Below are 25,411 nucleotides of genomic sequence, written 5' to 3'. Positions count from 1 at the left end.
GGCCCTATTTTGGCATAGAGGGGGTCGCACTGCGCAAAGTAAGGGGGAAGAGTGAATCCGATTTTCAAGAACCTGGCACTTTGGTTGGTTATATCCCTGGTCATGATCACCCTGTTCAACCTGATGACCACCTCCAAAGATGAGCCCAAAGCGATATCCTACACGGCGTTTCTCGATGCCGTGGAAGACGGGACGGTAAAGGAAGTCGTTCTGGAAGGTCCGAATATCGAGGGCAAGGACCAGGAAGGCAATGCCTTCAGGACCTTTGCGCCCGACGACCCACGGTTGGTCCAAGTACTGCGCGACAAGGGGGTCACCATTCAGGCCAAACCCGAGGAGGATCGGGGTTTCTGGATGTCGCTGTTGTTTTACTGGGGGCCGATCATTTTGTTTATCGGGGTGTGGATTTTCTTCATCCGGCAGATGCAGTCCAGTGGCGGCAAGGCCATGAGTTTCGGCAAAAGCCGGGCACGTCTGCTTACCGAAAGCGGGAACCAGGTGACCTTCAAGGATGTGGCCGGCATCGACGAAGCCAAGGATGAGCTGCAGGAAATCGTGGCGTTTCTCAAGGATCCCAAGAAATTTTCACGCCTCGGCGGGCGCATTCCCAAAGGGGTTTTGCTGGTGGGGCCCCCCGGTACCGGCAAGACGCTTCTGGGGCGGGCCATTGCCGGGGAGGCGGGGGTGCCCTTTTTTTCCATTTCCGGCTCCGACTTTGTGGAAATGTTCGTCGGGGTTGGCGCCAGTCGGGTGCGCGACCTGTTTCTGCAGGGTAAGAAAAACGCTCCCTGCATCATCTTCATCGACGAGATCGATGCGGTGGGCCGGCATCGTGGCGCCGGCCTGGGCGGCGGGCATGACGAGCGGGAACAGACCCTCAATCAACTGCTGGTGGAAATGGACGGCTTCGAGTCCAACGAGGGCGTTATCCTGATCGCCGCCACCAACCGACCCGACGTGCTGGATCCTGCTCTGCTGCGGCCCGGGCGTTTCGACCGCCAGGTGGTGGTGCCGCGTCCGGACATCAAGGGCCGCGCCATGATTCTCGATGTTCATGCGCGCAAGGTGCCCCTTGGCTCCGATGTCAACCTCGATGTGGTCGCCAAAAGCACGCCCGGTTTTTCGGGCGCCGATCTGGCCAATCTGATCAACGAAGCCGCGTTGCTGGCTGCCCGCCAGAACAAGGACAAGGTCGATATGCAGGATCTGGAAGCGGCCAAGGACAAGGTTCTCATGGGTGCAGAGCGCCGTTCGCTGGTGATTACCGAAAAGGAAAAGCGCGTTACCGCCTATCACGAGGCGGGTCATGCCATCGTGCCGTTGTTTCTGCCGGAGGCCGACCCGGTGCACAAGGTGTCCATCATTCCCCGCGGTCGGGCCCTGGGGGTGACCATGTTTCTTCCCGAGGAGGAAAAATACAACCAGTCCCGCATCGGGCTGGAAACCGCTATTTGCGGCCTGCTTGCAGGTCGTGTCGCTGAAGAACTGATGTTTGACGAGGTGACCAGCGGCGCCAGCAACGACATCGAACGGGCTACCCATATTGCCCGCAAGATGGTATGTGAGTGGGGAATGAGCGCCAAGATCGGTCCGCTGGCTTTCGGAGAGAAGGAAGGCGAGGTATTCCTGGGACGGGATCTGGGGCATGCCCGCAATTACAGCGAGGCGACGGCTGTCGAAATCGACAACGAAATCCGCCGCATCGTTCGGGAAAGTTACGACAAGGCGCGACAGATTCTGTCCAATCACCGCGATGGGCTGGTCGCGGTGGCCGAAGCATTGCTGGAGCGCGAAACCATTGACGGTGGAGAGGTACGTCGCATGATTTTCGGTGAGTCGGCGCCCGCCGGCAACGAAACCTCTGCCGGCACACCGGAGAATACGGCGACGGTTGAGGTGTGATGGCTTCCCACCGGTTTCCAGACAAGCCTGCGGACTTGCCGGAGGAAGGGGGGCCGTTCGACGTTTTTCCGGTGCCGACAATCCTGCGGGGACGCCGCTGCCGACTGGATCTGGAACGTCCCCTGATCATGGGAATCCTCAACATAACCCCCGATTCCTTTTACTCCGGTAGCCGCGCGACGTCGATTGACGATGCCCTTGGCCGGGCTCGGCGCATGCTGGACGAAGGGGCGGACCTGATCGATGTTGGCGGAGAAAGCACCCGGCCGGGGGCGGCGCTGATCAGCGAGCAGGAGGAACTCGACAGGATCGTGCCGGTCGTCGAGATCCTGTCCCGGGAGTTGCCGTGCCCTTTGTCTGTCGACACCAATAAAAGCGTCGTGGCTCGCGCCGCGGTTGCCGCCGGTGCCGATTTCATCAACGACATCAGTGGCTTTGCCTTTGATCCGGCGATGGCCGATACGGTTGCGGCTTGCGGGGCCGGGGCTTTTCTGATGCATACCCGGGGCAAACCCGAGGCGATGCAGGCCGATACCGCCTACGGGGATCTTTTTGCCGATATCGTCAATTACCTGCGCAAAGCGGTGGCTCGTGCCGAAGCCGCGGGTATCCCCCGCTGTCGACTCGCGATCGATCCGGGTATAGGTTTTGGCAAGGATCTGGCCGGCAATCTCGAGATTCTGCATCGTTTGAGAGAGCTTCTCGTCCTGGGTCTGCCGGTGCTGCTTGGCACCTCGCGCAAAGGATGCATCGGCCAGGTCGTGGGACAGTCCGATCCTGCGGAACGTCTCTACGGTACCCTGGCCACGGTGGCGCTGGGCGTGGCGAGCGGCGTACAGATTTTTCGGGTACATGATGTGCGGCCCGCCAGGGAGGCGGCTCTGATGGCCTGGGCTGTGGTGCACCGGCGCCGTCCTTGATCCCTTGTCCTGTGATGGATATTAAAAATGAGCGGATTTCTAGATTTTATTCAGAATTTCAGGTGGTTGCTCGATCCGCTCGATGTGATTATCGTCGCTTTTATCATTTACCGCATCATTCTGCTGATCAAGGGAACCCGAGCCGTTCAGATGCTGTTCGGGCTGGCGGTTATTTTGCTGGTGTACGTGAGTTCCCAGGTTGCCGGTCTCTATACGCTGCACTGGATTCTCGACAATTTCCTGTCATCCATCATTCTGGTGATTGTCGTGCTGTTCCAGAACGACATCCGCCGGGCTCTGATTCATGTCGGCGCCAACCCGTTTTTTACCGATCTGTCTTTTCGGGAAGAAAACGAAGTCATTGCCGAACTTGTCAAAGCCTGTGTGAATATGGCCAATCGGCGCATTGGCGCTCTGCTGGTCATCGAGCGGGAGACCGGGATCAAGGATTTTCTGGAAGTCGGGACCGAAATCGACGCCAAGGTGACAAGTGATCTGATCACCTCCGTCTTTTTGCCCTATTCACCGTTGCATGATGGCGCCCTGGTGCTGCAGCAGGGGCGGTTGACGCGGGCCGGGTGTTTTCTCCCCCTGTCGCAGAATCCGGATATCAGCAAATCCCTCGGAACCCGGCATCGGGCGGCCATTGGCCTGACCGAGCTGGTCGACGCCGTAGCCATCGTGGTGTCCGAGGAAACCGGGAAAATTTCCATGGTTGTCGCCGGGCGGATTACCCGTGATCTCGATTCCACCTCTTTGACCAGGGTGCTCAAATCCCTTCTTGAACCCCGGAAGAAAAAGTGATCATGCTTAAAATACTGACGGAAAACTGGGCATTGAAGGTGCTGTCACTGGTTTTTGCGCTGATCCTGTGGTTTTTTGTCATGGGCGAGCGCAAGCTGGAGCGGTCCTATGCCGTGCCGTTGGAGATCACGAATGTTCCCAAGGGGATGATGGTCGCCAACGAGGTGCCTTCCGAAGTGGAGGTACGCATCAACGGGCCCCGTACTCTGCTGATGAATCTGCGTGCGGAAGACATGCGCATTACTGTGGATCTCAAGGATCTCCCTGCCGGGCTGACTTCCTACAAACGCCTGGAGGAACGTCTCGATATTCCCGCGCCTCTCAAGGTGACGCGGCTTACCCCATCCTATGTCGACATTCTCGTGGATCGGATCCGAAGCAAACAGGTGCCGGTCAAACCGGTTCTTGCCGGACGTCCGGCTGCCGGCTTTGAGGTGCGGAAGGTGGCTGCCGTGCCCGAATCGCTGGTGGTTGAAGGGGCCGAAAGCGAACTGGATTCACTGCAGCGTGTGGAAACAGCGCCATTCAGCATTGAAGGCGCAACCGGCAATCTGGCCGGCAGGGTTCCCCTGAGGTACGGCAGGAAATTCAGCTGGATCAAAGACCCCGGAGACGTTGAAATCAAAGTTATGATCGGGCGGCGTTCCGGAAATTGATATAGTTTTGTCAGGAGACAGACAATTACCATGATCATGAAAAAGAAATTGTTCGGCACGGACGGTGTCCGTGGTGTGGCCAATATTTACCCCATGACCACCGAAATCGCCATGCAGCTTGGCAGGGCTGCTGCCCACGTATTCAAGAAGGACAGGCATCGCCGACATCGCATCGTGATTGGCAAGGACACGCGCCTGTCGGGGTACATGATTGAAAACGCTCTTGTGGCAGGCATTTGTTCCATGGGGGTGGATGTTCTGCTGGTTGGCCCGCTGCCGACACCAGGCATTGCCTTTATCACCTCATCCATGCGGGCCGACGCAGGCGTGGTTATTTCCGCGTCCCACAACCCCTATCAGGACAATGGCATCAAATTCTTTTCCGCCGACGGTTTCAAACTGCCGGACGATACCGAACTGGAAATCGAAAAACTGATTTTTAGTAACGAAATCGATTCGTTGCGGCCGGTGGCCGATGAGGTGGGTAAGGCTTTTCGCATCGATGATGCCTGTGGTCGTTATGTGGTGTTTTTAAAAAACTCCTTTCCTCACAAGCTGGATCTCAACGGCCTGAAGATTGTTCTGGATTGTGCCAACGGCGCCGCCTACAAGGTTGCGCCTGCGGTGCTTGAGGAACTGGGCGCCGAGGTGATCCCGCTGGGGATCAAGCCCAACGGCTCCAATATCAACGCGGGTTGCGGTTCTCTGTATCCGGAAGTGATCGCCAGGGCCGTCAAGGAGCACGGCGCACATCTGGGCATGGCGCTGGACGGCGACGCCGACCGGGTCATCTTTGTCGACGAGCAGGGCCAGGAGGTTGATGGCGACCATATCATGGCGATTTGCAGTCTCGACATGCTGCAGCAAGGTAAACTGGCGCATCGCACCCTGGTGGCGACCGTGATGAGCAACATGGGGCTCGATATTGCCTTGCGCAACGCCGGTGGCCGTGTGATCAAGACCGCCGTCGGCGATCGCTATGTGGTGGAGGAGATGCGCCGCGGCGGCTACAACCTCGGCGGCGAGCAATCCGGCCACATGATTTTTCTCGAGCACAACACCACCGGTGACGGCATGGTTTCGGCCCTGCAGTTGCTGGCCATCATGCAGCGTACCGGCAAGCCCCTGTCGGAGCTTTCCGGCGTCATGACGGCGCTGCCCCAGGTTCTGCTGAATGTGCGGGTGGCAAGCCGTCAGGATATTTATATCGTTCCTGAAATTTCCCGGACCATCAAGGCTGCCGAGGAAAAACTGGCGGATAGCGGGCGGGTGCTGATCCGGTATTCGGGGACCGAACCGCTGCTGCGCATTATGCTGGAAGGCCAGGACGAGCTTCAGATTACTGAAATGGCCCAGGAAATCGCCGACGTCATCGACCGGCATCTGGGCGTTGGGACAAAGGAGCACTAACCGTGGCATTGCTTGGCGTAAATGTGGATCACGTGGCGACCATCCGGCAGGCGCGCGGCACCAGCGAGCCCGATCCTGTAACGGCGGCAGCTCTGGCGGAACTGGGCGGTGCCGACGGCATTACCATCCATCTGAGGGAAGACCGTCGGCATATCCAGGACCGCGATGTGGAGCTGCTGCGGCAGACCGCCAAGGTGCCACTCAATCTGGAGATGGCAGCTACCGACGAAATGGTCGGGATCGCTCTCAAGATACTGCCCGACGCGGCGACCCTGGTTCCGGAAAAGCGACAGGAACTGACAACCGAAGGCGGCCTGAATGTGGCGCTCTTGCGGGAGCCGCTGAAAAAACACGTGGATCTTTTGCGACAAGGCGGCATCAGCGTGAGTCTGTTCATCGATCCCGATCTGGAACAGGTCAAGGCGTCGCACCGGCTTGGGGCCGACGCTGTGGAAATTCACACCGGCAGCTACTGCGATGCTGCCTGCCCGCTCACGCGTCAGAAGGAACTCGACAAGATCGCCGCCGCGATCAGGGCCGGCAACAAGCTCGGGCTGAAGGTGCATGCCGGACACGGTCTGACCTATTTCAACATTAAGCCGGTCGCCGCCCTCGGCGGCATCCGGGAGTTCAACATCGGGCACAGTATCATTTCGCGCGCCGTTCTGGTCGGCCTGGAGAGGGCGGTACGAGAGATGAAAGCATTGGTGGGCGACGCCTGATATGACCGGCATCAGTGGCCTGGGCAACGACCTGGTAGCCGTGCGGCGGTTTCGCCGTTTTGTGCTGGAAGGAAAGGTTGCGTTGCTGGAACGCCTGTTTGACGATGCGGAGCGGGAATACTGTCTGTCCAAAAAAGATCCGGCGCCGCATCTGGCGGTGAGATATGCCGCCAAGGAGGCTTTTCTCAAGGCGCTTGGCACCGGTTTGCGGCAAGGCATCCGCTGGCGGGACATAATCGTGGTGCGCGATGCAGCCGGCAAGCCGGCTTTGGCCCTGCAGGGGCAGGCCGCCCGGCTGTTTGAAAAGAACGGCCATAAGCGGCATCTGCTGTCCTGCACCCACGACGGGGATTACGCTTTTGCCACCGTTGTTTTTGAAAGTGCGCAGGTCTGTTTTTCAAATCGTTTCGAAAGGGATACAAGTATGCTGAAGGCCCGCGATATCATGACCGTTGATGTGCACACGGTTTCCATGGAAACCAGCGTCGAGGAACTCGCCCGCCTGTTTGTCAAGACCAAAGTCAGCGCCATGCCCGTGGTCGACGATGAAGGGATGCTGCAGGGGATCGTCACGGAAACCGACCTTGTCTCGCAGGATCAGGCTTTACACATCCCGACAGTGGTTTCCCTCTTTGACTGGGTGGTTTACCTGGAAAGCGAGGACCGTTTTGCCGAGCAGGTGCGGAAAATGACCGCCCGCCTGGTGCAGGAAATCTGTACCCGGGATGTCGCCACCTGCACGCCTGACGCGCCGGTATCCGAAATCGTTTCCCTGATGCTCGACAAAGGGATTCACATGGTGCCGGTGGTTGACAAGGGCAAACTGCTTGGCGTTGTGGCGCGACTTGACATCATCCGCAGTATGGAGCTTTAACGCTGTGACGCAATGGCAGGTCGATACCGTTTCGGCAGAGGAAACCCAGCGATTCGGTTGCTGGCTGGGACGAATGATCGGCGCCCCCGCGGTCATTTTGCTGAACGGCGATCTGGGGGCCGGAAAAACCTGCATGACGCAGGGGATTGCCCGCGGTCTTGGCGTATCCGAGAATGAAGCCGTCACCAGTCCTACCTATACCCTGATGAACCAGTATGCAGGGCGACTGCCTCTTTACCATTTCGACCTTTATCGTCTTGCCGACCGCGACGAACTGGAAGAACTGGGCCTGGATGACTATTTGCCCGGCGACGGTGTCGCCGTGGTGGAATGGGCCGAGCGGTTTCCGGACCTGTGCCAGGACGGGCTGAATATTCATATCGGTCACCGGGGCATGGATCGTCGCAGCATCCGGGTACACGCTATCGGCGCAGGGGGAGAGCGTTTGCTGCGGGCTCTGCAGTCTGCCTGGCAGGGGCAAAAATAAAGGTCCGGGGGGACACCCTGATCAGATCGACATTGCCGGCAAAAATACTTTGACCGGCAACCGGATTCCTGTTATGCAGAAACTTTCGCCTTGCCGGTACGCCATTGTTTCCACGCTGTGTATAGGGCAGGGAACGGCGCGGACCGGTGCGAAAGCACGGCTCGCGGCCCGAACCAGACCGAAAGGATCCAGGCAAGCGACCCGATGCATGCAAACCGGTGTTGGCGCTCGGCCTGATTTTTCATATTGAAAAGGAGGAAGGGGACTATGGCCCTGGTAGTACAGAAATATGGGGGGACGTCGGTCGGAACCGTGGACAGGATCCGCAATGTCGCCCGTCGCGTTGCCAAGACCTACGATGACGGCAACGATGTGGTGGTGGTCGTGTCGGCCATGTCCGGGGAAACCAACAAGCTGGTTACCCTGGCCAATGAAATGTGCGATTTTCCCAGTGAGCGCGAATACGATGTCCTGGTTGCCACCGGCGAACAGGTCACGATTTCGCTTCTGTCCATGTGCCTGAATTCCATGGGGTACAAGGCCAAGAGCTATCTGGGTCACCAGATTCCTATTATTACCGACAGCACCTTCAGCAAGGCGCGCATCGAGGAGATCGGTGACAGAAATATTCGCGAGGATCTCAAAAACGGCAACATCATCGTCGTGGCCGGTTTTCAGGGGGTCGATCGTGAAGGCAACCTTACCACCCTCGGCCGCGGCGGCTCCGATACCTCCGCCGTGGCGGTAGCCGCAGCGCTGAAGGCCGATGTCTGTGAAATTTATACCGATGTCGATGGCGTCTATACCACCGATCCGCGCATCGTTACCGATGCGACCAAAATCGATAAAATTTCCTACGACGAGATGCTGGAAATGGCATCCCTCGGGGCCAAGGTGCTGCAGATCCGCTCGGTGGAATTCGCAAAAAAATACGGCGTGGTGGTCCACGTGCGTTCCAGTTTTAACGATAATCCAGGGACCCTGGTAACCAAGGAGGACGAGGATATGGAGACCGTTCTGGTTTCGGGCATTACCTACAACAAAGACGAGGCCAAGATTTCCGTAATGGGGGTTCCGGACAAACCCGGGATCGCAGCCAGGCTGTTCACTCCTTTGACCACGGCCAATATTACCATCGACATGATTATCCAGAACGTGTCCAACGACGGGTTGACCGACCTGACCTTTACCGTACCGCACGGCGATTTCAAAAAAGCCCTCAAGGCCGTCGAGGAGACCGCCCTGGAAATCGGCGCAGCTGGCGTGCGCAGCGACGAGAACATTGCCAAGGTTTCCATTGTGGGGGTTGGCATGCGCTCCCATTCCGGCATCGCCAGCAAGATGTTTCAGGTGCTCTCCCAGGAGGGTATCAACATCCAGATGATCTCCACCAGCGAGATTAAAGTTTCGTGCATTGTCGATGCCAAATACACGGAACTGGCGGTGCGCGTTCTGCATCAGGCCTTCGGTCTGGACAAAAAAGACACCAGGGCTGAATGAAGACTGTCCACCGGATGTCCGGCGGCAGCCACGAGGTAGGTCAATGACTGCGATTCGATTGTACGACACCACCCTGAGAGACGGTACCCAAGCCGAAGAAATATCCTTCCTGGTCGAGGACAAGATCCGCATTGCGGAAAAACTCGACGAACTGGGGATTCATTATATCGAGGGCGGATGGCCGGGATCCAATCCCAAGGATATCGACTTTTTTCGAAAAATCCGCAAGGCATCCATCAAACAGACCAAAATCGCCGCCTTCGGTTCGACCCGCCGGGCCAAAAGTACGCCCGAAAAGGACAACAACCTGCGCACTCTGATCCAGGCCGAGCCGGACGTCATCACGATTTTCGGCAAGACGTGGGATTTTCACGTACGCGAAGCTTTGCGCATCGGCCTGCAGGAGAATCTGGATCTCATCCATGATTCCCTGGTCTATCTCAAGCAGAATGTCGCCGAAGTCTTTTACGACGCCGAACACTTTTTCGACGGCTACAAGGCCAACCCCGAATATGCCATTAACACCCTCAGGGCGGCTCAGGACGCCGGAGTGGATTGCATCGTACTGTGCGATACCAATGGCGGCACGCTGCCCTTTGAGCTGCCGCCGATCATTGCCGAGGTGCGCAAGCATATTGCCACCCCTCTGGGTATTCATGCGCATAACGACAGTGAATGCGCCGTCGCCAATTCCCTGGTGGCCATCGATTGCGGTTGTGTGCATGTGCAGGGTACCATCAACGGATTCGGCGAACGCTGTGGCAACGCGAATCTGTGTTCCATTATCCCGTCGTTGATGTTGAAAATGGGCAAGCAGTGCCTCACGGACCAACAGCTTGTTTCTTTGCGGGAGGTCTCGCGATTTGTCTACGAGTTGGCCAACCTGGTGCCCAACAAGCATCAGCCGTATGTCGGCAATTCGGCCTTTGCCCATAAAGGCGGTGTTCATGTTTCCGCTATTCAACGCCATGCCGAAACCTATGAGCACATCCGTCCCGAACGGGTCGGCAACGTCAGTCGCGTGCTGGTCTCCGATCTGTCCGGACGCTCCAACATTCTGGCCAAGGCCGAGCAGTTCAACATCAAGCTTGACAGCAAGGACCCTCTGACCATCGAGATTCTGGAAAGGCTCAAGGATCTTGAAAACCAGGGCTACCAGTTTGAGGGAGCCGAGGCTTCCTTCGACCTGCTGATGCGCAGGGCCTTGGGGACGCTGCGGCCGTTTTTTTCGGTGGTCGGTTTCCGTGTCATCGACAGCAAGCGCGAAGGGGAGGAAAAACCCTTTTCCGAGGCTACCGTACAGATCAAGGTTGGCGGCCATGTCGAGCATACCGCCGCCGAAGGCAACGGGCCGGTGAATGCACTGGACCACGCCTTGCGCAAGGCTCTGGAAAACTTCTACCCGCAGATCAAGGAAATGCAGTTGCTTGACTACAAGGTCAGGGTGCTGCCGGCGGGCCGGGGCACCGCGTCGGTGACGCGCGTGCTTATCGAATCGGGCGACAAGACCATGCGATGGGGCACGGTTGGAGTCAGTGACAACATCATCGATGCCTCCTACTATGCCCTGATAGACGCCTTTTTGTACAAGCTTCTCAAAGACAGTAAAGGGACCTGACCAACATGGGACGAGACAACGGGACGCTGCTCCTGGTTGCCGTTTTGCTCGCCATAGTGTTGCTGCGCATGTGCCGGGCTATTTTCCCCTGGGGGAGGATAGCCCGGTTTTTTATCATCAAAAGCCCGATCATATGGCTGTTTGCCTTGGTAAGGGGTTTCGAGATCCAGGGTGCCATCACTTTTTTGACGCAACTTTCGCGGAACGCGTCATCCAAATGGCGGCTTGTAAAATGGACGATAACATCAGGAACGATTTGTTGGTTTCGTTGCCCGTGCACAGCGGCGAAACTCTGGAACTGGTTTGTCAAGAGGGGCATGCCATTGATTTATCGCGAAAATTTATGCCGGCGGCGCAGCGCATGACCCTGGGGATTCCGTTGCATCCCGATTCCATGAACTTCAGTGATTGGCAGGCCTTGCCGGGCATCGGGCCCAAATTGGCGGAACGAATCATGGATGAGCGCCAAAAAAATGGCGCATTTGGCAGTCTGCAGGCCCTGCAGAGGGTGCGAGGGATCGGGCCAGGGACGATTCGACGCATTCAAAAATTTTTTTGAATTAAAACCCAGTTCCTAACTGTCTGTAAAATAGATGTTTTATCTATTTCCATTAGACCCCTTAAAAAATTTACCGACATGTGGCAAGTACTGGCACGGGACGTGAAATGATGTTTTACATACCCGTTACCTGTAGGCAGTACTTATTCAACCAAGGGGGAAAACATGAGATGTCCTAAGTGCAAAGGCCGCATGTATGCTGAAAAATACTACGACTTCGTGAGGGTGTTTGACGCTTGGAAATGCTCTGCCTGCGGTGAAATTATTGATCATACCATCCTTGCCAATCGTGCGCGCAGCCGCAACCTGTATCTGGGCTGAGTTGCCATGCTGGAAAGGTTTTAATACTGCGTTTTATATGCTGCCAGTAATCTGAAAAAGGCCGGACCTTGCTCCCGGCCTTTTTGTTTTGTTTGAGGGGGATTTCTTCCCTGTTTTAAAATACGACAAACAACCGCAGGGTAAAGATGTTGGCCCACGGGATTCCTGGGCGGTATCCTGGCATCGGGGTCGAAAGCGGAGCCGCCGAAATGGGCCGGCATGCGGTAGGATTTGCCGTCTTCAAACGTGAACATATCGAACCTCCTTCAAGGTTGAGGGGGGGCTTCGGAAAAGGAAATCAAACCACCTTTTTGGTGCCATCCGGGCTCTTGTCCAGCACGACCAGGATGCTCAGAAGATACAGCAGGACACAGCCGTTCGCGGCAAGAATCACACCGATGACGAGCGTGGCAACCAGGCCCGGGACGAGCATCGACACGCCGAACACGACCGTCAGCAGGTTCTCATTCCACACCAGAAGCCCGGTCAGGATGGAGAGCACATAGACGGCGCTGCAACTGGCAATCAAATGTCGGGAAATCCCCCCGTAGCCAGCCCACCGCCTCAGCTTGTCTTTGCAAAGACACATCTGCAAAAGCAGCAGCAGGCCGCCCGGGGCAAAACACAGAAACAAGAGCAGCCGTGGAATGAGGCCAAAAACCGGGATGAAACAGGTGACAATGCCCACCGCAGCCACCATCACGCCGGCGACGAGCAATGGCTTGGACCTCTTCATGTCGCCGAAGGGCGTCTTTCCGAGGGATATCGCCTGAAGGGCGAACATGACGAGTAACAATCCATACAAACCGTTGGCATAGTACGGGAGTAAGCCGGCCGACACCGGCAACAGCAGCAACCCCGTAATCAGCATGGCCAGTCCGCCAAGCATCAGGATTACCACCTCCAGGGGCAGTTCCGTCTCCTTGAACACCCCATACCTTGTCCGGTTTTTTGCGCGCATGGCAGTGCGACCGTCCCCCCCCTGGTTTCCGGTATCCCGGCGAGTCTGCCTGCACAGGCAGACTGGCGCGTCTGCGCTGCTGCGGCGCAACAACCGGCTCATCGTTTTTGAGGCTGTCGGCAGCGTCTGCGGACTGCGGTGGCATGGTGCGCAAGGCGCTTCCGGCATGTCACGGACTTCAAGGCATTCAGATGACAAAATTCCTGCGTAAACAAGTGTATAGCATCACGTTGCTTTTTGCCCGGTAGCGGAGAATCCTGTTGGTGATACGCGATGACCGTGGGGTTGCTGTTTCAATGTTTCTTTGAAGCCATTGCTGGTTTTTGTAGGCCTGGGTCTTTGTCGCCGCGTAATCCTCCCTGTCCATCTCATAAAGCTGTCTTCGGTAAGCGTCTGTCAGTGCGTACCAGCGGTGGATTCTCTTTGCAAAGCGGCTTTCCCGCGGGACGCTCAGCGTATCCATAAAGGCCTGGAAAGCAAAAAAATACCGCACGGCGTTGCGTTCAAGTGCCGCCCGCGGACCTTTTATGTAGACGGGGCGGCCATTTGTGTCCGTGCCGGTTGTCGTAAATCCGATTTTGTTGCGGCCAAGGGTGGCGAAGTAGGCTTGCTCCGCGAGACGAAAGGCTCCGCTGCTGCTGTAGGCATACCTGACGTGGACGAAAGATCTGTGCTTGTCCAGCGGCAGGGCCTCGAAACAGAGGGTATGGTCTCTGGTGCCGAAAGGCCCGCTGGCGGCGGTCAGCGCTATGCGCAGGTAGTCCGGCTGCTGGCTCGCGATCCGGAAGTTGTAAAGGACCGGGTGGGTGTCTTCCGGCGCCTGATACTTTTTGCGGCCCAGGTAGAGAGTCAGAGCCCAGCCGTTCTGCCGTTTCTGCCAGGTGCTTGCCTTGATGTTCGGGTGGAGAAATAAAATGTCGCACCAGTTTGCCGGTATTCTGAGGGTGTCAACGACCTCTTCGAAGGGATACTCGAAAATCCCGTAAACATCCACCGTCGAGTGCTCGCCCTGCTCGGAGGATTGGACAAGAAGAGGGAGGCCGAAGCTGTTTTCATCCAGGCGGGCCAGATTCCGGCGATACGTATCGAGCAGCTTGTCCCTGTTGCCTGGCGGCTGAGCGGCAGCCGGCATGCAGCAGGTCAGAAGCCAGATCGCGGCCAGTATTGCATAGCACAATCGCTGCAGGAGGCTTCTGTTCGCATCCATAGGTGGCGATCTTTCAGGCCAGGGGACAATATGAGTTGCCCGGTGGTCCCTCGATCATGGCCGGGGCTCTGATGCTTGTCGCACGAGGTGTTCTTGAAGAATATCTTTTCGCAAAGAAATCGCAACATTCCAACCGCGCGCAGGGTGGTCATCCGCCCAGGCGGATGACCACGAGCGGCTAATCGGTCAGGGCTTGTTACAGGGGGGGCCGGTTTGGGATGAGACGACCTCGGCTTAGGAGGGGTTGGGTTGGTGTTTTTGCTTCCTCTAGAATGGATAGGCTCTTTATGAAAAATGCAAAATATTTAATAAAAAACAGTTGACCAAATCCTTCAAATAAAATATAAAAAGCTAATTGATGGATATGTTTTCATGAAGAGAAAACGCTTTTCTCCTAATGTGCATATCGGGTGCGTTACTTTTGGTGAATATTTGAAAATTCCTTTCTCCACCGATAGATCGGACCCAGCGTCAATTCCTGATGCACATTGTAGAAATGACAAAATTTACCATGTTTCCCAAGCGTAGTTTTCGCGGCCGGGGACTTCAAATTTATAACAAAAATACTCGGAAAATCGGTGTCGTTTTGGAGCGGATGGGCTTTAACTAAAATGGTGGTCCGATACGATCAAGGCCCAATTGAAGCTCGTTCAGCTTTGTCCTGCAGTTGGGGACGCTCCTGAAAAGCGGACTCTTAACCACGATATTTCGCGCAGAAATCCGTAGAAGAAGGGATCAATGATGACGCTGATGAGAATCAAGGTTTGCGTTCTTGTCTTCTGCGGCTTGATCTTCAGCAGTTTTAACTCTTGGGCCAATGAAACCATAACTGCTGACCAGAGAATAAAATTGTGCAGTTTTGAGCTGTCCGAAGAGGACCGGGATGCTATCGGCCGGGTGACGTATGCGGAAGCTGGAGATCAGGGAGACAGTGGAATGGCCGCCGTTGTTCATGTGATTCTGAATCGACTGATATCCGGGGAATTCGGATCTTCTATTACCCAAATCCTCAACGCGAAAAACCAGTTCGAGCCAGCAACCCGGGCAGGAGGATGGAAAAATCTGCCAAGTCTTACCCCAAGGCAGAGGGCAAGAATTGACACCATCATTAACCTGTCCCTCGATGGTCGCCTCCCCGACTTAACAAATGGTTCCCTTTATTTTCAGAACCCGGTGATAGTCGCACAACGAGAGGCGGCCGGGCAAACACCCAAGGGGTTGATTCGTTTCAATGGTTCGACACCCGCCGCTGTTATCCGGGATCACGAGTTTTATTCCGTGATCAAAAACCAAAAGACGATCCCTGTTTTAGTTCAGGCCCAAAAACCACCGGCTCCGGAACCCTGGGATATTTATGCCATAGCCCGGCGGCTCAATCTTCAGGAAAACGCCTCTCGGGACGTTTTCACCCGGAAGGCAACCGGGGTGATCCAATAAATGACAAGGAGAAGAAGCTATGCAGACCACACAAACTGCTGTCACCGAAGCCTCATCCCGAAAACAACAAGCCCTCTCCATTATGGCTTTGGCAATTATTTTTGTACTGTCTTCGTCTAGTCTGGCCTTTGCAGGACCTATCGAGGACGGTGTGGATTGGGTGCTCGATCTTTTAACCAATGGTATTGCCCGCAGCGTAGCGATCATCGGGATTGTTATTCTTGGCTATCTGGCCTGGGCAGGGAAGATTACGGGCGAAGCCTGTTTGAAATATGTTCTGGGCATTGTTCTGGTTTTTGGTGGCGCGACCATCGTCGATCTCATTATTGCTGCCGTATCCTGAGGGAGTGTGGACATGGATGGAACAGATCCGTTGTTTGTCGGGCCTACCAGGCCCGCAATGAAGTGGGGCGTTACAATGGACGGCATCATCGTCGGGTTTGTCCTGGTGGCCATTCTTATGATTGGTACCGGCAATCCGTTTACCCTGCTTCTGTACCTTCCCATTCATGGCACCTTGTACTTACTTTGTATGCGTGATCCCAGGATTATCCGACTCCTGTTTCTGTGGGTTCAAACCAAATTAAGATCACTCGGGTGGCGTCATTGGGGAGCCGCGACGGCTTGTCCCCTGGTTAATACGCGGGCCGGAAAAAGGTTACGATCATGACCAGACAGCAGGCCAAAACACAGGGGGTGTGGCAGCGCGAAAATCCGGTGGCCGACTTTATCCCTTATTCCGTTCAGGTCAATGAATCGACGGTTAAAACAACCGGAGGGCATTATCTTCAGGTTATAAAGCTGAGCGGTGTGGCCCATGAGGCTGCCGATCCGGAAAATGTCATTCTCTGGAAAAACCAGATCAATATTTTGCTTCGCAATATATCATCCCCGCGGGTCTGTCTTTGGTCGAATACCATCCGACGCGAAGAGAACACTTATCCGGACGGAAAGCATAGCGGACTTTTAGATAGGGCGTTGGATGAAAAATACCGAAAGCACTTAGCTGAGAAGAAAATGATGGTCAACGAACTTTACCTGACAGTCATTTACCGTCCAGAAGCTTCCGGGCCTTTCAGGATTTTTTCACGGTTGGAAATAAATCCGGAGGTTCTGAAACAGCAACAGGACGAAGCCATAGAGAAGTTGAATGAGCTCGTCTCTGTTGTGGTCGGTTCTCTTGCAGCCTACGGTCCTCGTATTCTCGGCACCTATGTCCGTTTAGGACGACTGCATTCGGAGACTCTGGAGTTCCTTGATTATCTGGCTAATGGCGACTGGATCCCCCGCGCACTCCCACGTCAGAAAATTTCCGATTGCCTGGCCAGAAACAGGCCCTTTTTCGGATCGGATGCACTGGAACTCCGCGGGGTCGTGGAGAGCAAAGTAGGCGCGATTCTGGGGATTTCCGAATATCCGGAAGGTACCGAACCGGGGCTTCTTAATGCACTGCTGTCCGCTCCCTTTCCGCTCATCCTCACACAGAGCTTCCAATTTCTGTCAAAACCGGTGGCCATTGAATTATTGCTACGTCAACAACGCAGGCTGCAAACCGCCGGAGACCTTGCCGTGTCCCAAGTCGAAGAAATAGACGACGCTCTGGACGATCTGGCCTCCGGACGCATTGTTTACGGCGAGCATCATTTGTCTTTGGCTGTTTTCGCGGAAAATCTCCGGCAATTAAGGGCCAACCTGGCGGCCGCTCGGGCGGAAATGGCAGATTGTTCGATAGTGGTGGCCCGTGAGGATTGGGCCCTGGGAGCTGCCTATTGGGCACAATTGCCTGGTAATTTCAGATATCGGCCCCGGCCGGCTCCGATAAGTTCGAGAAATTTCGCCGGATTCTCCAGCTTCCACAACTACCCGACGGGCCGACCGACCGGAAACCAATGGGGACCTGCTGTGGCCATGTTTCGCACCAGTTCCGGAGCTCCTTATTACTTTAATTTCCATGAGCCCCTGGACAACGCCAAAGCCAAAATGAAAGCCGTAGCCGAACGGGAGTTAGGTGCTGACAGTTTGCAGGAAGAAAGAGAAGAGCAAAAGGCCCTCGGCAATACCCTGATTATCGGGCCGTCAGGCTCGGGAAAAACAGTTGTTCAAGGCTTCCTGATGTCCCAAGCCAGAAAGTTTCGACCTACTCAGGTTGTTTTCGACAAAGACCGGGGATTGGAGATTTTCGTGCGGGCAAGCGGGGGCATATATTCTCCCCTTAAAACAGGGGAACCCACCGGGTTCAATCCTTTCAACCTTGCGACCACCGAAGCGAGCATGCTGTTTCTTAATCACCTGGTTAAAAAGATTTGCGGCGGCGGGTTCTCAAACCGACAGGAAAAGGAGATCGACAACGCTATCCGCGGTGTTATGGGTTTGCCGGAGCATCTGCGTCGCCTGGGTCGCTGTTTGGATTTTCTCGATCCCGTGGACCCAGAAGGCCCTCATGCCAGGCTATCAAAGTGGTGCGGAGAGGGCTCCCTTGCCTGGGTGCTTGATAACCCGGAAGACCGTCTGGATTTTCAAAACAATACCATTTTCGGGTTCGATGTGACGGAGTTTTTGGACCATGACGAAATCCGCACCCCTATCATCATGTACCTGTTTTATCGCATCGAGCAGTTGATCGACGGACGCAGATTCATGGCGTTTCTGGATGAATTTTGGAAACTCCTGCTGGATGAGTATTTCGAGGATTTTGCGCAGAACAAGCAAAAGGTCATTCGGAAGCAGAATGGCATCATGGTCTATGGTACCCAGTCGGCGAAAGACGTGCTCGAATCGCCCATCGCCCACACCCTGATCGAGCAATGCGCCACCATGATCTTCATGCCGAATCCGAAAGCCGACCGGAAAGACTACATGGACGGCTTCCATCTGTCCGAAAGGGAATTTCAATTAATCAAAGAAGATATGGCTCCCGGATCGCGGCGGTTTCTCATCAAACAAGGACAAAGCAGCGTAGTTGCAGAATTGAAATTGCAGGGCTTTGATGACGAACTGGCGGTGATTTCCGGGACTACTGACAATGTGCAGATGGTTGCCCGCATTATCGAAAACCATGGCGAAGATCCGGCCGTATGGCTGCCGATCTTCCATAAGCAAAGGAGGCTTGCAAAATGAAATGCAAAACGGTCGCCGTCATACTGGCCGGAGCGCTCACAGTTGCCTCTTTTTTCCCCAGAAAGGCAGTTGCGGGGGGCATTCCGGTTATCGATACAAGCAATTTGGCCCAGTCTATTAAGCAGGTCATGTATATGGTAAAGCAAATCGAACAGCTGAAAAATCAGTTGGAAATCGCTGAAACCCAGCTGGACCGCATCAGCGGATCGCGGGGCATGGGAGGGATTATAAGCTCTCAATACGACGTAGCCATGGATCTGAACCAGGCCGAAATATTGGAAGATCTGGGGCTTAAGAGTGCGGAAGAAAACGGTCTAACAGGAAAAGAGGCCTCACTTTATGACGAGGCGAACGAGAATGTGTCTTCATGGCTTGGACAGTCTGAAAAATCACTGGAGCAAGCCCGGGATAGATTCAGTGAGCTTTCAAAGCTGGTGGCGAAGGTAAACAACTGTCCGGACCAGAAAGACATTTTGGATCTGCAAGCCAGGATTCAGGCAGAGCAAGTTCTTTTGCAAAATGAAATGGTCAAGCTTGCCATGCTTCAAGCCCGGGCCGAAGCTCGGGAAGCTGCTCACAAGCAAAAAATCCGGCAAATGACCGTTGAGACAACTGGAGAGTATACCCCTATTGACTGGTAAAGGAGAAAAAATAATGGCTAAAAAAACTTTGTCCGTACGCAATGCCGTTCTTCTTATTGTTGTTTTTTCTTGCTGCTTTTTGGGCGGCTGTGGCCAGGATAAATCGCTTGTGACAGGAGAAACAAAATCCTTCGAATGGTTTATAGAACACCCTGACGCAAGACGCAAAGCTTTGTCTGTCTGTAGCGAAAACAATTGGGAGCTTAAAGATTTGCCTAACTGTGACAACGCCATAGAAGCTGAAACAGTTGTCCGGGTACGGCGGAAAAGGATGAATAAATAAAGGAGCGCCAACATGGGGCCCGATCTTTTTCAAGGAATTTTTGGCCTGATAGACACAACGCTAGGCACCTATATTATCGACACGGCCACCAATAGCATAAAGTTTGTCAAACCTATTTTTCAAAGCCTCATGATTGTCTGGATGGCGATATGGGGCTATATGGCCATGATGGGGCAAACGAATGAACCTTTAAAGGAAGGCATTTTTCGTATTTTAAGGATAGGTTTCATTTTTGCCTTGGGTTTAACCCTTGGTACCTATATGAATGTTACTGCAAATTTCCTTAACAAAGGCCCCGAACAAATTGCCGCAGTAATAATGGGGACCAATCCTGATAAAATAAACAGCTCAATAGGTGGTTCCTTAGATAATCTTTACATCAAGGTTTTTGAAATAACCGATGAGTTCTTTGAAAAAGGCGGGGTACTAAATGGGAATTTTGGAATGTATATTCTTGGATTTGCATTTATGATTTTAGGCACAGCCCTTTTGTTAGCTGTAGCATTTTTTATGATATCGGCAAAAATTATGACAGCAATATTATTAGGTGTTGGGCCATTATTTATAGTTTTTCTTTTACCTGAATCAGTGAGAAGCCAGTCTGCACCTCTCGGGTAATGCTCGCGTAGCCATTTTCGCGAGACACTTTGCCTGTGACGCCACCGCCTTGAACCGTTTTTCCGGTCAGGCGGGGCCGTTCTTTGACAATTCAGCTGATTCTAAGGCGATGTTGAGCGGGTTCTCCTGTTTCTGGGCGAGCGGCATTGGCCACACCCTCGGTTGCGGTTTTTCAGAAGCTATGCTGTGCCGGCTGGAGCCTTAGCCGTACGCAAACCGGGCGTAGGTTGTTGCAAACGACGCGGCCTGATCGTGGGCATGACAACTGAACCGCAGGGTCAGGCCACGACAATGGCGGATCAACCGAGCGGCGCAGTAGATCAGGTCCTGAATCACCGTCTTGATCCGCCGCCGCTGCTTGGCGCGTTTCGCCTGGGCCTTGCCCATCAGGCCGACCTGGCCCACGGCCCGCAGGATATTGTAGGCCAGGGCCGAACAACTCATGACCAGGGCATTGGTGGCGAACTTGCCTGACGGCAACCGCTCCAGGTCCATGTCGCTCTTGAGTTCGGAATGGTACTGCTCGCACAGCGCATGCCCCTTGTAAAACTCGATCACCTTGTCCTTGGCGACGGTCAGGTTGGTCCACCAGCCCTCGATCATGACGTCGGGGACCAGCAGCGGCGTGCCATCCTTCTCAAAGTAGCGCTCCGTGGCCCGCAGCACACGGCGGACTTTGATGGTTTTTTCCTTGCCATCCTCGTCCTTGTAGGTGCGCTCGACGATTTCCGTCATGATGGCGATGCGGCCCTTTTTGTCCTGTTTGATCATCTTGCCCTTGGCGAAGACCTCGCTGGCTCTGGCCGGCACGTCGGTTCCCCGGGGATTCCACTTGACGATGAAGTCGACCCGCTCACTGACCAAGGTCACCAACGTCATGATCGCATCGTGGGCGCTGTCCAGCCGCACCAGCAAGGGGGCCTCGGTCAATAGCCGGCTCTTGTGGATGGCCCGCAACAGAAAAGGGACGAAACCTTCCTGGGCATGCTGGGAGCCGGGGCGCTGCTCGATCTCCAAGCACCACCCCTCCAGGCCAAGCCAGGCTGCAATCGGTGCAAAACCGTTGAACTTGCGGTAGGTCCAGGAGACACCCTCTTTCTTGGTGTTGGAGTTGTCCTGTGTGAAGACGTCCAAATCCAGCGGCATGTGACCCGCTGGCAGCGTGGACAGCGCGGCCTTGGCCTTCTTCAGCAACTCGACGGTGCAGAGGTTGACGATGGGGCGCACCGCTTCGGCGACCTTGTCCATGCGCTGGCGCAGGGTTTCGGGGGAGGGCACGTTCTGCACTCCCAAGGCCGCAGCAAAGAATTCATCATCCTCCCAGAAGGGGCGGATGGCCTCGAAGTCGCTCTTGCCCTGACAGAGCAGCCCGAGATAGCAGCGCAGCACGTCGGCGGTGGCGATCCCTTGGCAGGGCGCGGCCTTGGCCACCCGAGAAGCGAGCGTGGTGTAGCGGTTGACGGCCAGTCCGACCAGGGCCATGCCGGACTGGGAGGTGTAGAATTCGCTGTCGGACTGCTCGATAGTGAACCGCGGAAACGTCATGAAAAAATCTCCTTGGGTGAATTTCGAAGCGGTTCGATAGTAGCAGAAAAGCCCAACAAAATCAGCTGATTGTCAAAGACCAAACAAGAAATTACGATTACAAACTCACTGATTCAGGTTTTATTTAAAGGAACACAAAGATTTTTCGAAAGCTGGTTAAACCAACTATGTAATTACGGAATGATTCTTATCTTGACGGTTGGCTTAGGATTGGTGGCCCTTAAATTAGCAAATGCCTTTGTGATAAAAATGGGTTTTCCTGATGGAGCAATGGGAGACATAGCAACAACCTATGCTAAAGGATTGACCAATATAGACAGTATTCTGAAGCTTTTGATTGTGTTCGCAATAACAGTTCTTCTCCTGCTACAGATTCCATCAGTAGCCTCCGCCCTTGGGGGAGGCGTCGCCCTGGGAACTGCGGCCATCATAGGTAAGACTTTAAGTCTTATGAGCCCTACAGGGATTATGAGAGCAGGCAATACCTATAGAAAAGGTGCCAGGAGTATAAAAAATAAAACAAGAACCTCAAAAAAAGGGACAGAGGCTTTTAAGAAGACTTTCGGGCGGGGGAATTCCATTACTCAGGTCTGAAGAAAAAAGGAGGGCAATTTTGAAACACCCTGTATTTATCATTTTCCTGCTTTTTACGCTGGTGGCTTGCTCTCCCCCGAGACCGCCCTGTTGTAAAGACGTCGGTGGGATGGGGCTGCATCCGATCAACCCTGAAATGATGTCCGGAGAGCAGATTAAGGCTCTTCAGGCCCGGGGCAGCTAAAAAGGTTCGAGGAGATCCATACGATGGCTAAAAAACCCGGGAAAACAAAGGCCGCTTTGGAAAAGGAATATTTTTCAGAAGCACGCAGCTGGGACATAGACACGACCTTCCGGATGAAAAAATCTGAAAGGCGCGCGTGGCTTGTTGCCGTAATAGCGATAGCCCTCGCCGTAATCGAGGGCTTTGCAATCGCCAGCCTGACTCCGCTGAAAAGCATTGAACCGTTTGTCATCCGGGTGGACAACAATACCGGTTTGGTAGACGTTGTTTCTGTCCTTGCCGAAACCGACGGCGTGGTAAAGCAGGAAGCTCGAGAGGCCCTCGATAAGTATTGGCTGGGGCAATATATCCTTTATCGGGAACGCTATCAATGGGATACGCGGGATTATGACCGTCGCATAGTAGGCCTGTTGTCAGCCTCCGGCATTCAACAAGAATATGCAGATTATACGGATCCCAAACGCAACCCTGCGGCGCCGGTTCTGGTTTTTGGGCAAAATGCCGAAGTCGCAACCCATGTCAAAAGCATTTCTTTTATCAACTCCGGCGAAGTTGTTAACGGGGAAAAACGGATAACCGCTCTGGTTCGATACACCAAGACGGTTAAACGCCCCGGTGAAATAAATGCGATCACACACTGGGGGCAACAGTGACTTTCGTTTATCGTAATGCCGCCATGAAGGTTGAGGATCGCCTTAAAAACCCTCTGGGCTTCCAGGTCGTCGGATACCGGAACGATCAGGAAAGCATAGGGGGCTGATATGATCCGGACCGCATCCTTTACCGTTTTGTTCGCTGCCTTTTTATTTCTGCCGGCATCTCTTTTGTCTCTTGAAGTGCCCAAAGGCGGTCCTTGCGATAAGCGGGTTAAATTCATCGATTATAACGCTGCCGAAGTCGTGCAGCTGGTAGGACATTACGGGTTTTCGACACACATCCAATTCGCTGTGGGGGAGATGGTGCAACAGATCGCCATGGGCGATAAGAAAGCCTGGGAAGTGGCCCCAGTGGAAAACCATCTTTTCCTCAAGCCCGTAGGAGACAAAGCCGCCACCAATATGACGGTCATTACCTCGCGTCGCGTTTATAACTTTGAACTGTCGGCGCATTGGTCCCGGAACGGTGCACATCCTCGTCCGAATGATATGTTCTTTCAGGTCAATTTTTGCTACCCGCTGGATGAAGCCGCCAAAGAACGTGCCAAAGCGAAAGTGCAGGAACTCCGGGAACGTTTAAAACGGGATAATATACCCGTTCCGACCAACTGGAACTATTGGGCTCAAGGTTCCGCGGAAGTGATTCCCAACAGGGCTTTTGACGATTCGCGTTTCACTTATTTCCAATTCACCAATAACCGGGAAATGCCTGCCATTTATGTGATCAATCCGGATGGCTCGGAAAGCCTGGTTAATACGCATATCGATCCGGCACGGCCGGATACCATTGCGGTGCATAAAATTGCGCGGCAAATGGTATTGCGAAAGGGAGGGGCCGTGGCCTGCATCCTCAACAAATCATACGATCCGGACGGTATCGGAAACTCGGCCGGCACGACTGTGCGCGGTGTAGAGCGGGTGGTGAAGGGAGCAGAACGATGACGGATCGCAAGAAAAACCCTTCCCCGAGGAAACTCCGGATCGCGGAATGCCATCGATCTCGCGCAAGAGCAAAGCCAGCGGGGTAGGACAAAAGATTGTTCTCGTAATCATCGGGTTTTTAACCATCCTTGCCCTTATTGCTGTCAATGGCGGTTTTAGCAGGCATGACAACAGCGAGACGGACGCATCACAGGTTCTGTCGAAAAGGGAAATAGGCAACCGCTTGGGGCCGGCCCCTGCCCCGCCGCCACCGCCGACCGAGAAGAAGCAAGAGCTCGGGAAAATTATCGATACAGGCCGGGTCGGGAAAACGACCCCGATCGGTAGAAACAAGGAAATGACCCCCGAACAGCGCAAGCGAAGCCAGGGGCTGCTGATGGCCGTGCGGAGAAACGGCTCAGATCAAAAACCACCCCTGACCGCAGCCGAACAGGCTCGAATGGGAGCGACAGCAAACGCTGTAAGTTTGGGCAAAGCAGGTAGGGCCGATGGCCTGGAGGCAAACCTCCGACCGACAATTGTTGATGGTGCCCGGGCCGGACTTCTGACGGATCCCAATATGTTCATCACCCGCGGCACGTTTTTGGATTGCGCGCTGGAAACGGCCATTGCGTCGGATCAGCCTGGCATGACCAGTTGCCGGATGACTCGCGATGTCTACAGCACCAATGGGAAAGTCTTGCTCCTGGAACGCGGCTCCCGGATCACCGGCCAATATCAGGGCGGTCTCAAACGCGGCCAGGCCCGGATCTTCGTTTTGTGGACCCGGGTTGAGACCCCGAATGGCGTCATTATCAACCTCGATTCTCCCGGTACCGATTCTCTCGGCCGGTCCGGACATTCAGGATACATCGATACACATTTCTGGGCCCGTTTCGGAAGTGCGATTATGCTCAGTCTTTTGGATGACGTTGGAAATTATCTGTCCAGCCTGGCCCAAAACAATGACGGAGATACCATCCAATTCGGCAATACCTCCGATAGTGCAACCGATGCTTCCGGCATCGCTTTGGAAAATTCCATCAACATTCCGCCGACACTGGTTAAAAACCAAGGGGAACACATCAACGTTTATGTGGCGCGGGATCTGGATTTCAGGGGGGTATACGATTTAAAAACCGCTTCGCGGTAGGAGTACGAATTTCGTGCCTGAGGAATTGTTGCAATGTCCCCATCGGACATAAAGAGGATCTGTCGCCCCTTTTTATGTCCCGCTATATTTCAGTGCGACATCAGAAAGAAAAAACCATGCGTTTATTATTAGCCATTCTTTTGCCCTGGCTTCAATTCTTTACGATTGGGCGACCGGTTTCAGGCTTTATTTGCTTGATTCTTCAAATAACCCTCTTTGGCTGGTTGCCGGCGGCAATATGGTCGGTGTTTGCCCTCAGCCAGCACAACACAGACAGGAAAATTAAAAAAGCTCTTGCCTCCCAAAATGCTAAATGAGTGT

At 54.4% G+C, this 25,411-nt stretch carries 28 protein-coding genes and 1 pseudogene; 26 read left to right on the top strand and 3 right to left on the bottom strand.

Translation table 11 applies throughout. From position 1 onward, the window contains the following. Positions 1–51: 51 nt before the first annotated feature. The 13 genes and pseudogenes from ftsH (at position 52) to A6070_RS15725 (ending at position 11,773) form a co-directional block, all read left to right on the top strand. Entirely contained in the window at positions 52–1,902 is a 1,851-nt protein-coding gene (gene ftsH / locus A6070_RS10525; RefSeq protein ID WP_072285715.1) for an ATP-dependent zinc metalloprotease FtsH, read from the top strand. Then, positions 1,902–2,822 (top strand): dihydropteroate synthase, encoded by a 921-nt coding sequence (gene folP / locus A6070_RS10520; protein WP_145926339.1) that lies wholly within the window; start codon positions 1,902–1,904, stop codon positions 2,820–2,822. The genes ftsH and folP overlap by 1 nt, the downstream gene beginning before the upstream one ends. Positions 2,823–2,849: 27 nt before the next feature. After that, complete coding sequence (gene cdaA, locus A6070_RS10515; protein ID WP_072285714.1) at positions 2,850–3,626, top strand: diadenylate cyclase CdaA; 777 nt, start codon at positions 2,850–2,852, stop codon at positions 3,624–3,626. Between the two features lie 2 nt (positions 3,627–3,628). Next, positions 3,629–4,282, top strand: a complete 654-nt coding sequence (locus A6070_RS10510) for a CdaR family protein (RefSeq protein ID WP_072287971.1) — start codon at positions 3,629–3,631, stop codon at positions 4,280–4,282. A 36-nt stretch (positions 4,283–4,318) separates the two neighbouring features. Then, a complete protein-coding gene (gene glmM / locus A6070_RS10505) occupies positions 4,319–5,692 on the top strand; it encodes a phosphoglucosamine mutase (protein ID WP_072287970.1) in 1,374 nt (457 codons plus the stop codon). Between the two features lie 2 nt (positions 5,693–5,694). Then, complete coding sequence (locus A6070_RS10500) at positions 5,695–6,414, top strand: pyridoxine 5'-phosphate synthase (protein ID WP_072285713.1); 720 nt, start codon at positions 5,695–5,697, stop codon at positions 6,412–6,414. Between the two features lies 1 nt (position 6,415). Next, a pseudogene (gene acpS, locus A6070_RS16760) lies at positions 6,416–6,793 on the top strand (holo-ACP synthase); the annotation flags it as partial. A gap of 45 nt (positions 6,794–6,838) precedes the next feature. Continuing rightward, a complete protein-coding gene (locus A6070_RS16755; RefSeq protein ID WP_072287969.1) occupies positions 6,839–7,288 on the top strand; it encodes a CBS domain-containing protein in 450 nt (149 codons plus the stop codon). Between the two features lie 4 nt (positions 7,289–7,292). Next, positions 7,293–7,775 carry a tRNA (adenosine(37)-N6)-threonylcarbamoyltransferase complex ATPase subunit type 1 TsaE gene (tsaE, locus tag A6070_RS10485; protein ID WP_072285712.1) on the top strand — a complete coding sequence of 161 codons (483 nt, stop codon included), beginning with the start codon at positions 7,293–7,295 and terminating at the stop codon, positions 7,773–7,775. Between the two features lie 267 nt (positions 7,776–8,042). After that, positions 8,043–9,275 carry an aspartate kinase gene (locus A6070_RS10480; protein ID WP_072285711.1) on the top strand — a complete coding sequence of 411 codons (1,233 nt, stop codon included), beginning with the start codon at positions 8,043–8,045 and terminating at the stop codon, positions 9,273–9,275. 43 nt (positions 9,276–9,318) lie between these two features. Next, positions 9,319–10,893 carry a citramalate synthase gene (cimA, locus tag A6070_RS10475; protein WP_072285710.1) on the top strand — a complete coding sequence of 525 codons (1,575 nt, stop codon included), beginning with the start codon at positions 9,319–9,321 and terminating at the stop codon, positions 10,891–10,893. Between the two features lie 232 nt (positions 10,894–11,125). Continuing rightward, on the top strand, positions 11,126–11,452 hold the full coding sequence (locus A6070_RS10470) for a ComEA family DNA-binding protein (RefSeq protein WP_072502079.1): 327 nt from the start codon (positions 11,126–11,128) through the stop codon (positions 11,450–11,452). Between the two features lie 165 nt (positions 11,453–11,617). Next, positions 11,618–11,773 (top strand): hypothetical protein, encoded by a 156-nt coding sequence (locus A6070_RS15725; protein ID WP_169824166.1) that lies wholly within the window; start codon positions 11,618–11,620, stop codon positions 11,771–11,773. A 298-nt stretch (positions 11,774–12,071) separates the two neighbouring features. Here A6070_RS15725 and A6070_RS10460 read toward each other — a convergent pair whose 3' ends face one another. Both A6070_RS10460 and A6070_RS10455 read right to left on the bottom strand, forming a co-directional pair. Continuing rightward, positions 12,072–12,734 carry a hypothetical protein gene (locus A6070_RS10460; RefSeq protein WP_072285707.1) on the bottom strand — a complete coding sequence of 221 codons (663 nt, stop codon included), beginning with the start codon at positions 12,732–12,734 and terminating at the stop codon, positions 12,072–12,074. A 187-nt stretch (positions 12,735–12,921) separates the two neighbouring features. After that, the gene (locus A6070_RS10455) at positions 12,922–13,941 is read right to left on the bottom strand and encodes a hypothetical protein (protein ID WP_072285706.1); all 1,020 of its coding nucleotides are present in this window, start codon (positions 13,939–13,941) and stop codon (positions 12,922–12,924) included. Between the two features lie 738 nt (positions 13,942–14,679). On the opposite strand from A6070_RS10455, the gene A6070_RS10445 reads away from it, so the two are divergent. The 7 genes from A6070_RS10445 to A6070_RS10415 are packed head-to-tail and all read left to right on the top strand — an operon-like array spanning position 14,680 to position 20,037. Next, the gene (locus tag A6070_RS10445) at positions 14,680–15,378 is read left to right on the top strand and encodes a cell wall hydrolase (RefSeq protein ID WP_072502078.1); all 699 of its coding nucleotides are present in this window, start codon (positions 14,680–14,682) and stop codon (positions 15,376–15,378) included. A 19-nt stretch (positions 15,379–15,397) separates the two neighbouring features. Next, positions 15,398–15,721: a TrbC/VirB2 family protein gene (locus A6070_RS10440; RefSeq protein ID WP_072285703.1), complete on the top strand. Its 324-nt coding sequence runs from the start codon at positions 15,398–15,400 to the stop codon at positions 15,719–15,721. A 12-nt stretch (positions 15,722–15,733) separates the two neighbouring features. Beyond that, a complete protein-coding gene (locus A6070_RS16750) occupies positions 15,734–16,048 on the top strand; it encodes a VirB3 family type IV secretion system protein (RefSeq protein ID WP_072285702.1) in 315 nt (104 codons plus the stop codon). Continuing rightward, positions 16,045–18,495, top strand: a complete 2,451-nt coding sequence (locus A6070_RS10430; RefSeq protein WP_072285701.1) for a VirB4 family type IV secretion/conjugal transfer ATPase — start codon at positions 16,045–16,047, stop codon at positions 18,493–18,495. Before A6070_RS16750 ends, A6070_RS10430 begins: the two co-directional genes overlap by 4 nt. Continuing rightward, complete coding sequence (locus tag A6070_RS10425; RefSeq protein ID WP_072285700.1) at positions 18,492–19,136, top strand: type IV secretion system protein; 645 nt, start codon at positions 18,492–18,494, stop codon at positions 19,134–19,136. The genes A6070_RS10430 and A6070_RS10425 overlap by 4 nt, the downstream gene beginning before the upstream one ends. A gap of 13 nt (positions 19,137–19,149) precedes the next feature. After that, entirely contained in the window at positions 19,150–19,419 is a 270-nt protein-coding gene (locus A6070_RS10420; protein ID WP_072285699.1) for an EexN family lipoprotein, read from the top strand. Positions 19,420–19,431: 12 nt separating this feature from the next. Continuing rightward, on the top strand, positions 19,432–20,037 hold the full coding sequence (locus A6070_RS10415; protein ID WP_072285698.1) for a TrbL/VirB6 family protein: 606 nt from the start codon (positions 19,432–19,434) through the stop codon (positions 20,035–20,037). A gap of 201 nt (positions 20,038–20,238) precedes the next feature. On the opposite strand, the gene A6070_RS10410 is transcribed toward A6070_RS10415, so the two are convergent. Then, on the bottom strand, positions 20,239–21,582 hold the full coding sequence (locus tag A6070_RS10410; protein WP_072285697.1) for an IS1380 family transposase: 1,344 nt from the start codon (positions 21,580–21,582) through the stop codon (positions 20,239–20,241). Between the two features lie 69 nt (positions 21,583–21,651). Here A6070_RS10410 and A6070_RS10405 point away from each other — a divergent pair, with 69 nt between their 5' ends. The 6 genes from A6070_RS10405 to A6070_RS10385 all read left to right on the top strand — a co-directional run bounded on the left by A6070_RS10405 (position 21,652) and on the right by A6070_RS10385 (position 25,407). Next, positions 21,652–22,176, top strand: a complete 525-nt coding sequence (locus A6070_RS10405) for a type IV secretion system protein (RefSeq protein ID WP_072285696.1) — start codon at positions 21,652–21,654, stop codon at positions 22,174–22,176. A gap of 207 nt (positions 22,177–22,383) precedes the next feature. Then, positions 22,384–23,013 carry a VirB8 family type IV secretion system protein gene (locus tag A6070_RS10400; protein ID WP_083568960.1) on the top strand — a complete coding sequence of 210 codons (630 nt, stop codon included), beginning with the start codon at positions 22,384–22,386 and terminating at the stop codon, positions 23,011–23,013. 23 nt (positions 23,014–23,036) lie between these two features. Continuing rightward, positions 23,037–23,120, top strand: a complete 84-nt coding sequence (locus A6070_RS16745) for a VirB8/TrbF family protein (RefSeq protein ID WP_145928217.1) — start codon at positions 23,037–23,039, stop codon at positions 23,118–23,120. 1 nt (position 23,121) lies between these two features. After that, positions 23,122–23,958, top strand: a complete 837-nt coding sequence (gene virB9, locus A6070_RS10395) for a P-type conjugative transfer protein VirB9 (protein WP_072285694.1) — start codon at positions 23,122–23,124, stop codon at positions 23,956–23,958. 46 nt (positions 23,959–24,004) lie between these two features. Beyond that, positions 24,005–25,090, top strand: a complete 1,086-nt coding sequence (gene virB10 / locus A6070_RS16740; protein WP_072502077.1) for a type IV secretion system protein VirB10 — start codon at positions 24,005–24,007, stop codon at positions 25,088–25,090. 116 nt (positions 25,091–25,206) lie between these two features. After that, positions 25,207–25,407, top strand: coding sequence for a YqaE/Pmp3 family membrane protein (locus tag A6070_RS10385; protein ID WP_072285692.1), 201 nt, complete (start codon positions 25,207–25,209; stop codon positions 25,405–25,407). Positions 25,408–25,411 lie beyond the last annotated feature (4 nt).

The sequence above is a fragment of the Syntrophotalea acetylenica genome, assembly GCF_001888165.1.
Classification (GTDB): domain Bacteria; phylum Desulfobacterota; class Desulfuromonadia; order Desulfuromonadales; family Syntrophotaleaceae; genus Syntrophotalea; species Syntrophotalea acetylenica.
This window is presented reverse-complemented; position numbering and strand designations above follow the sequence as displayed.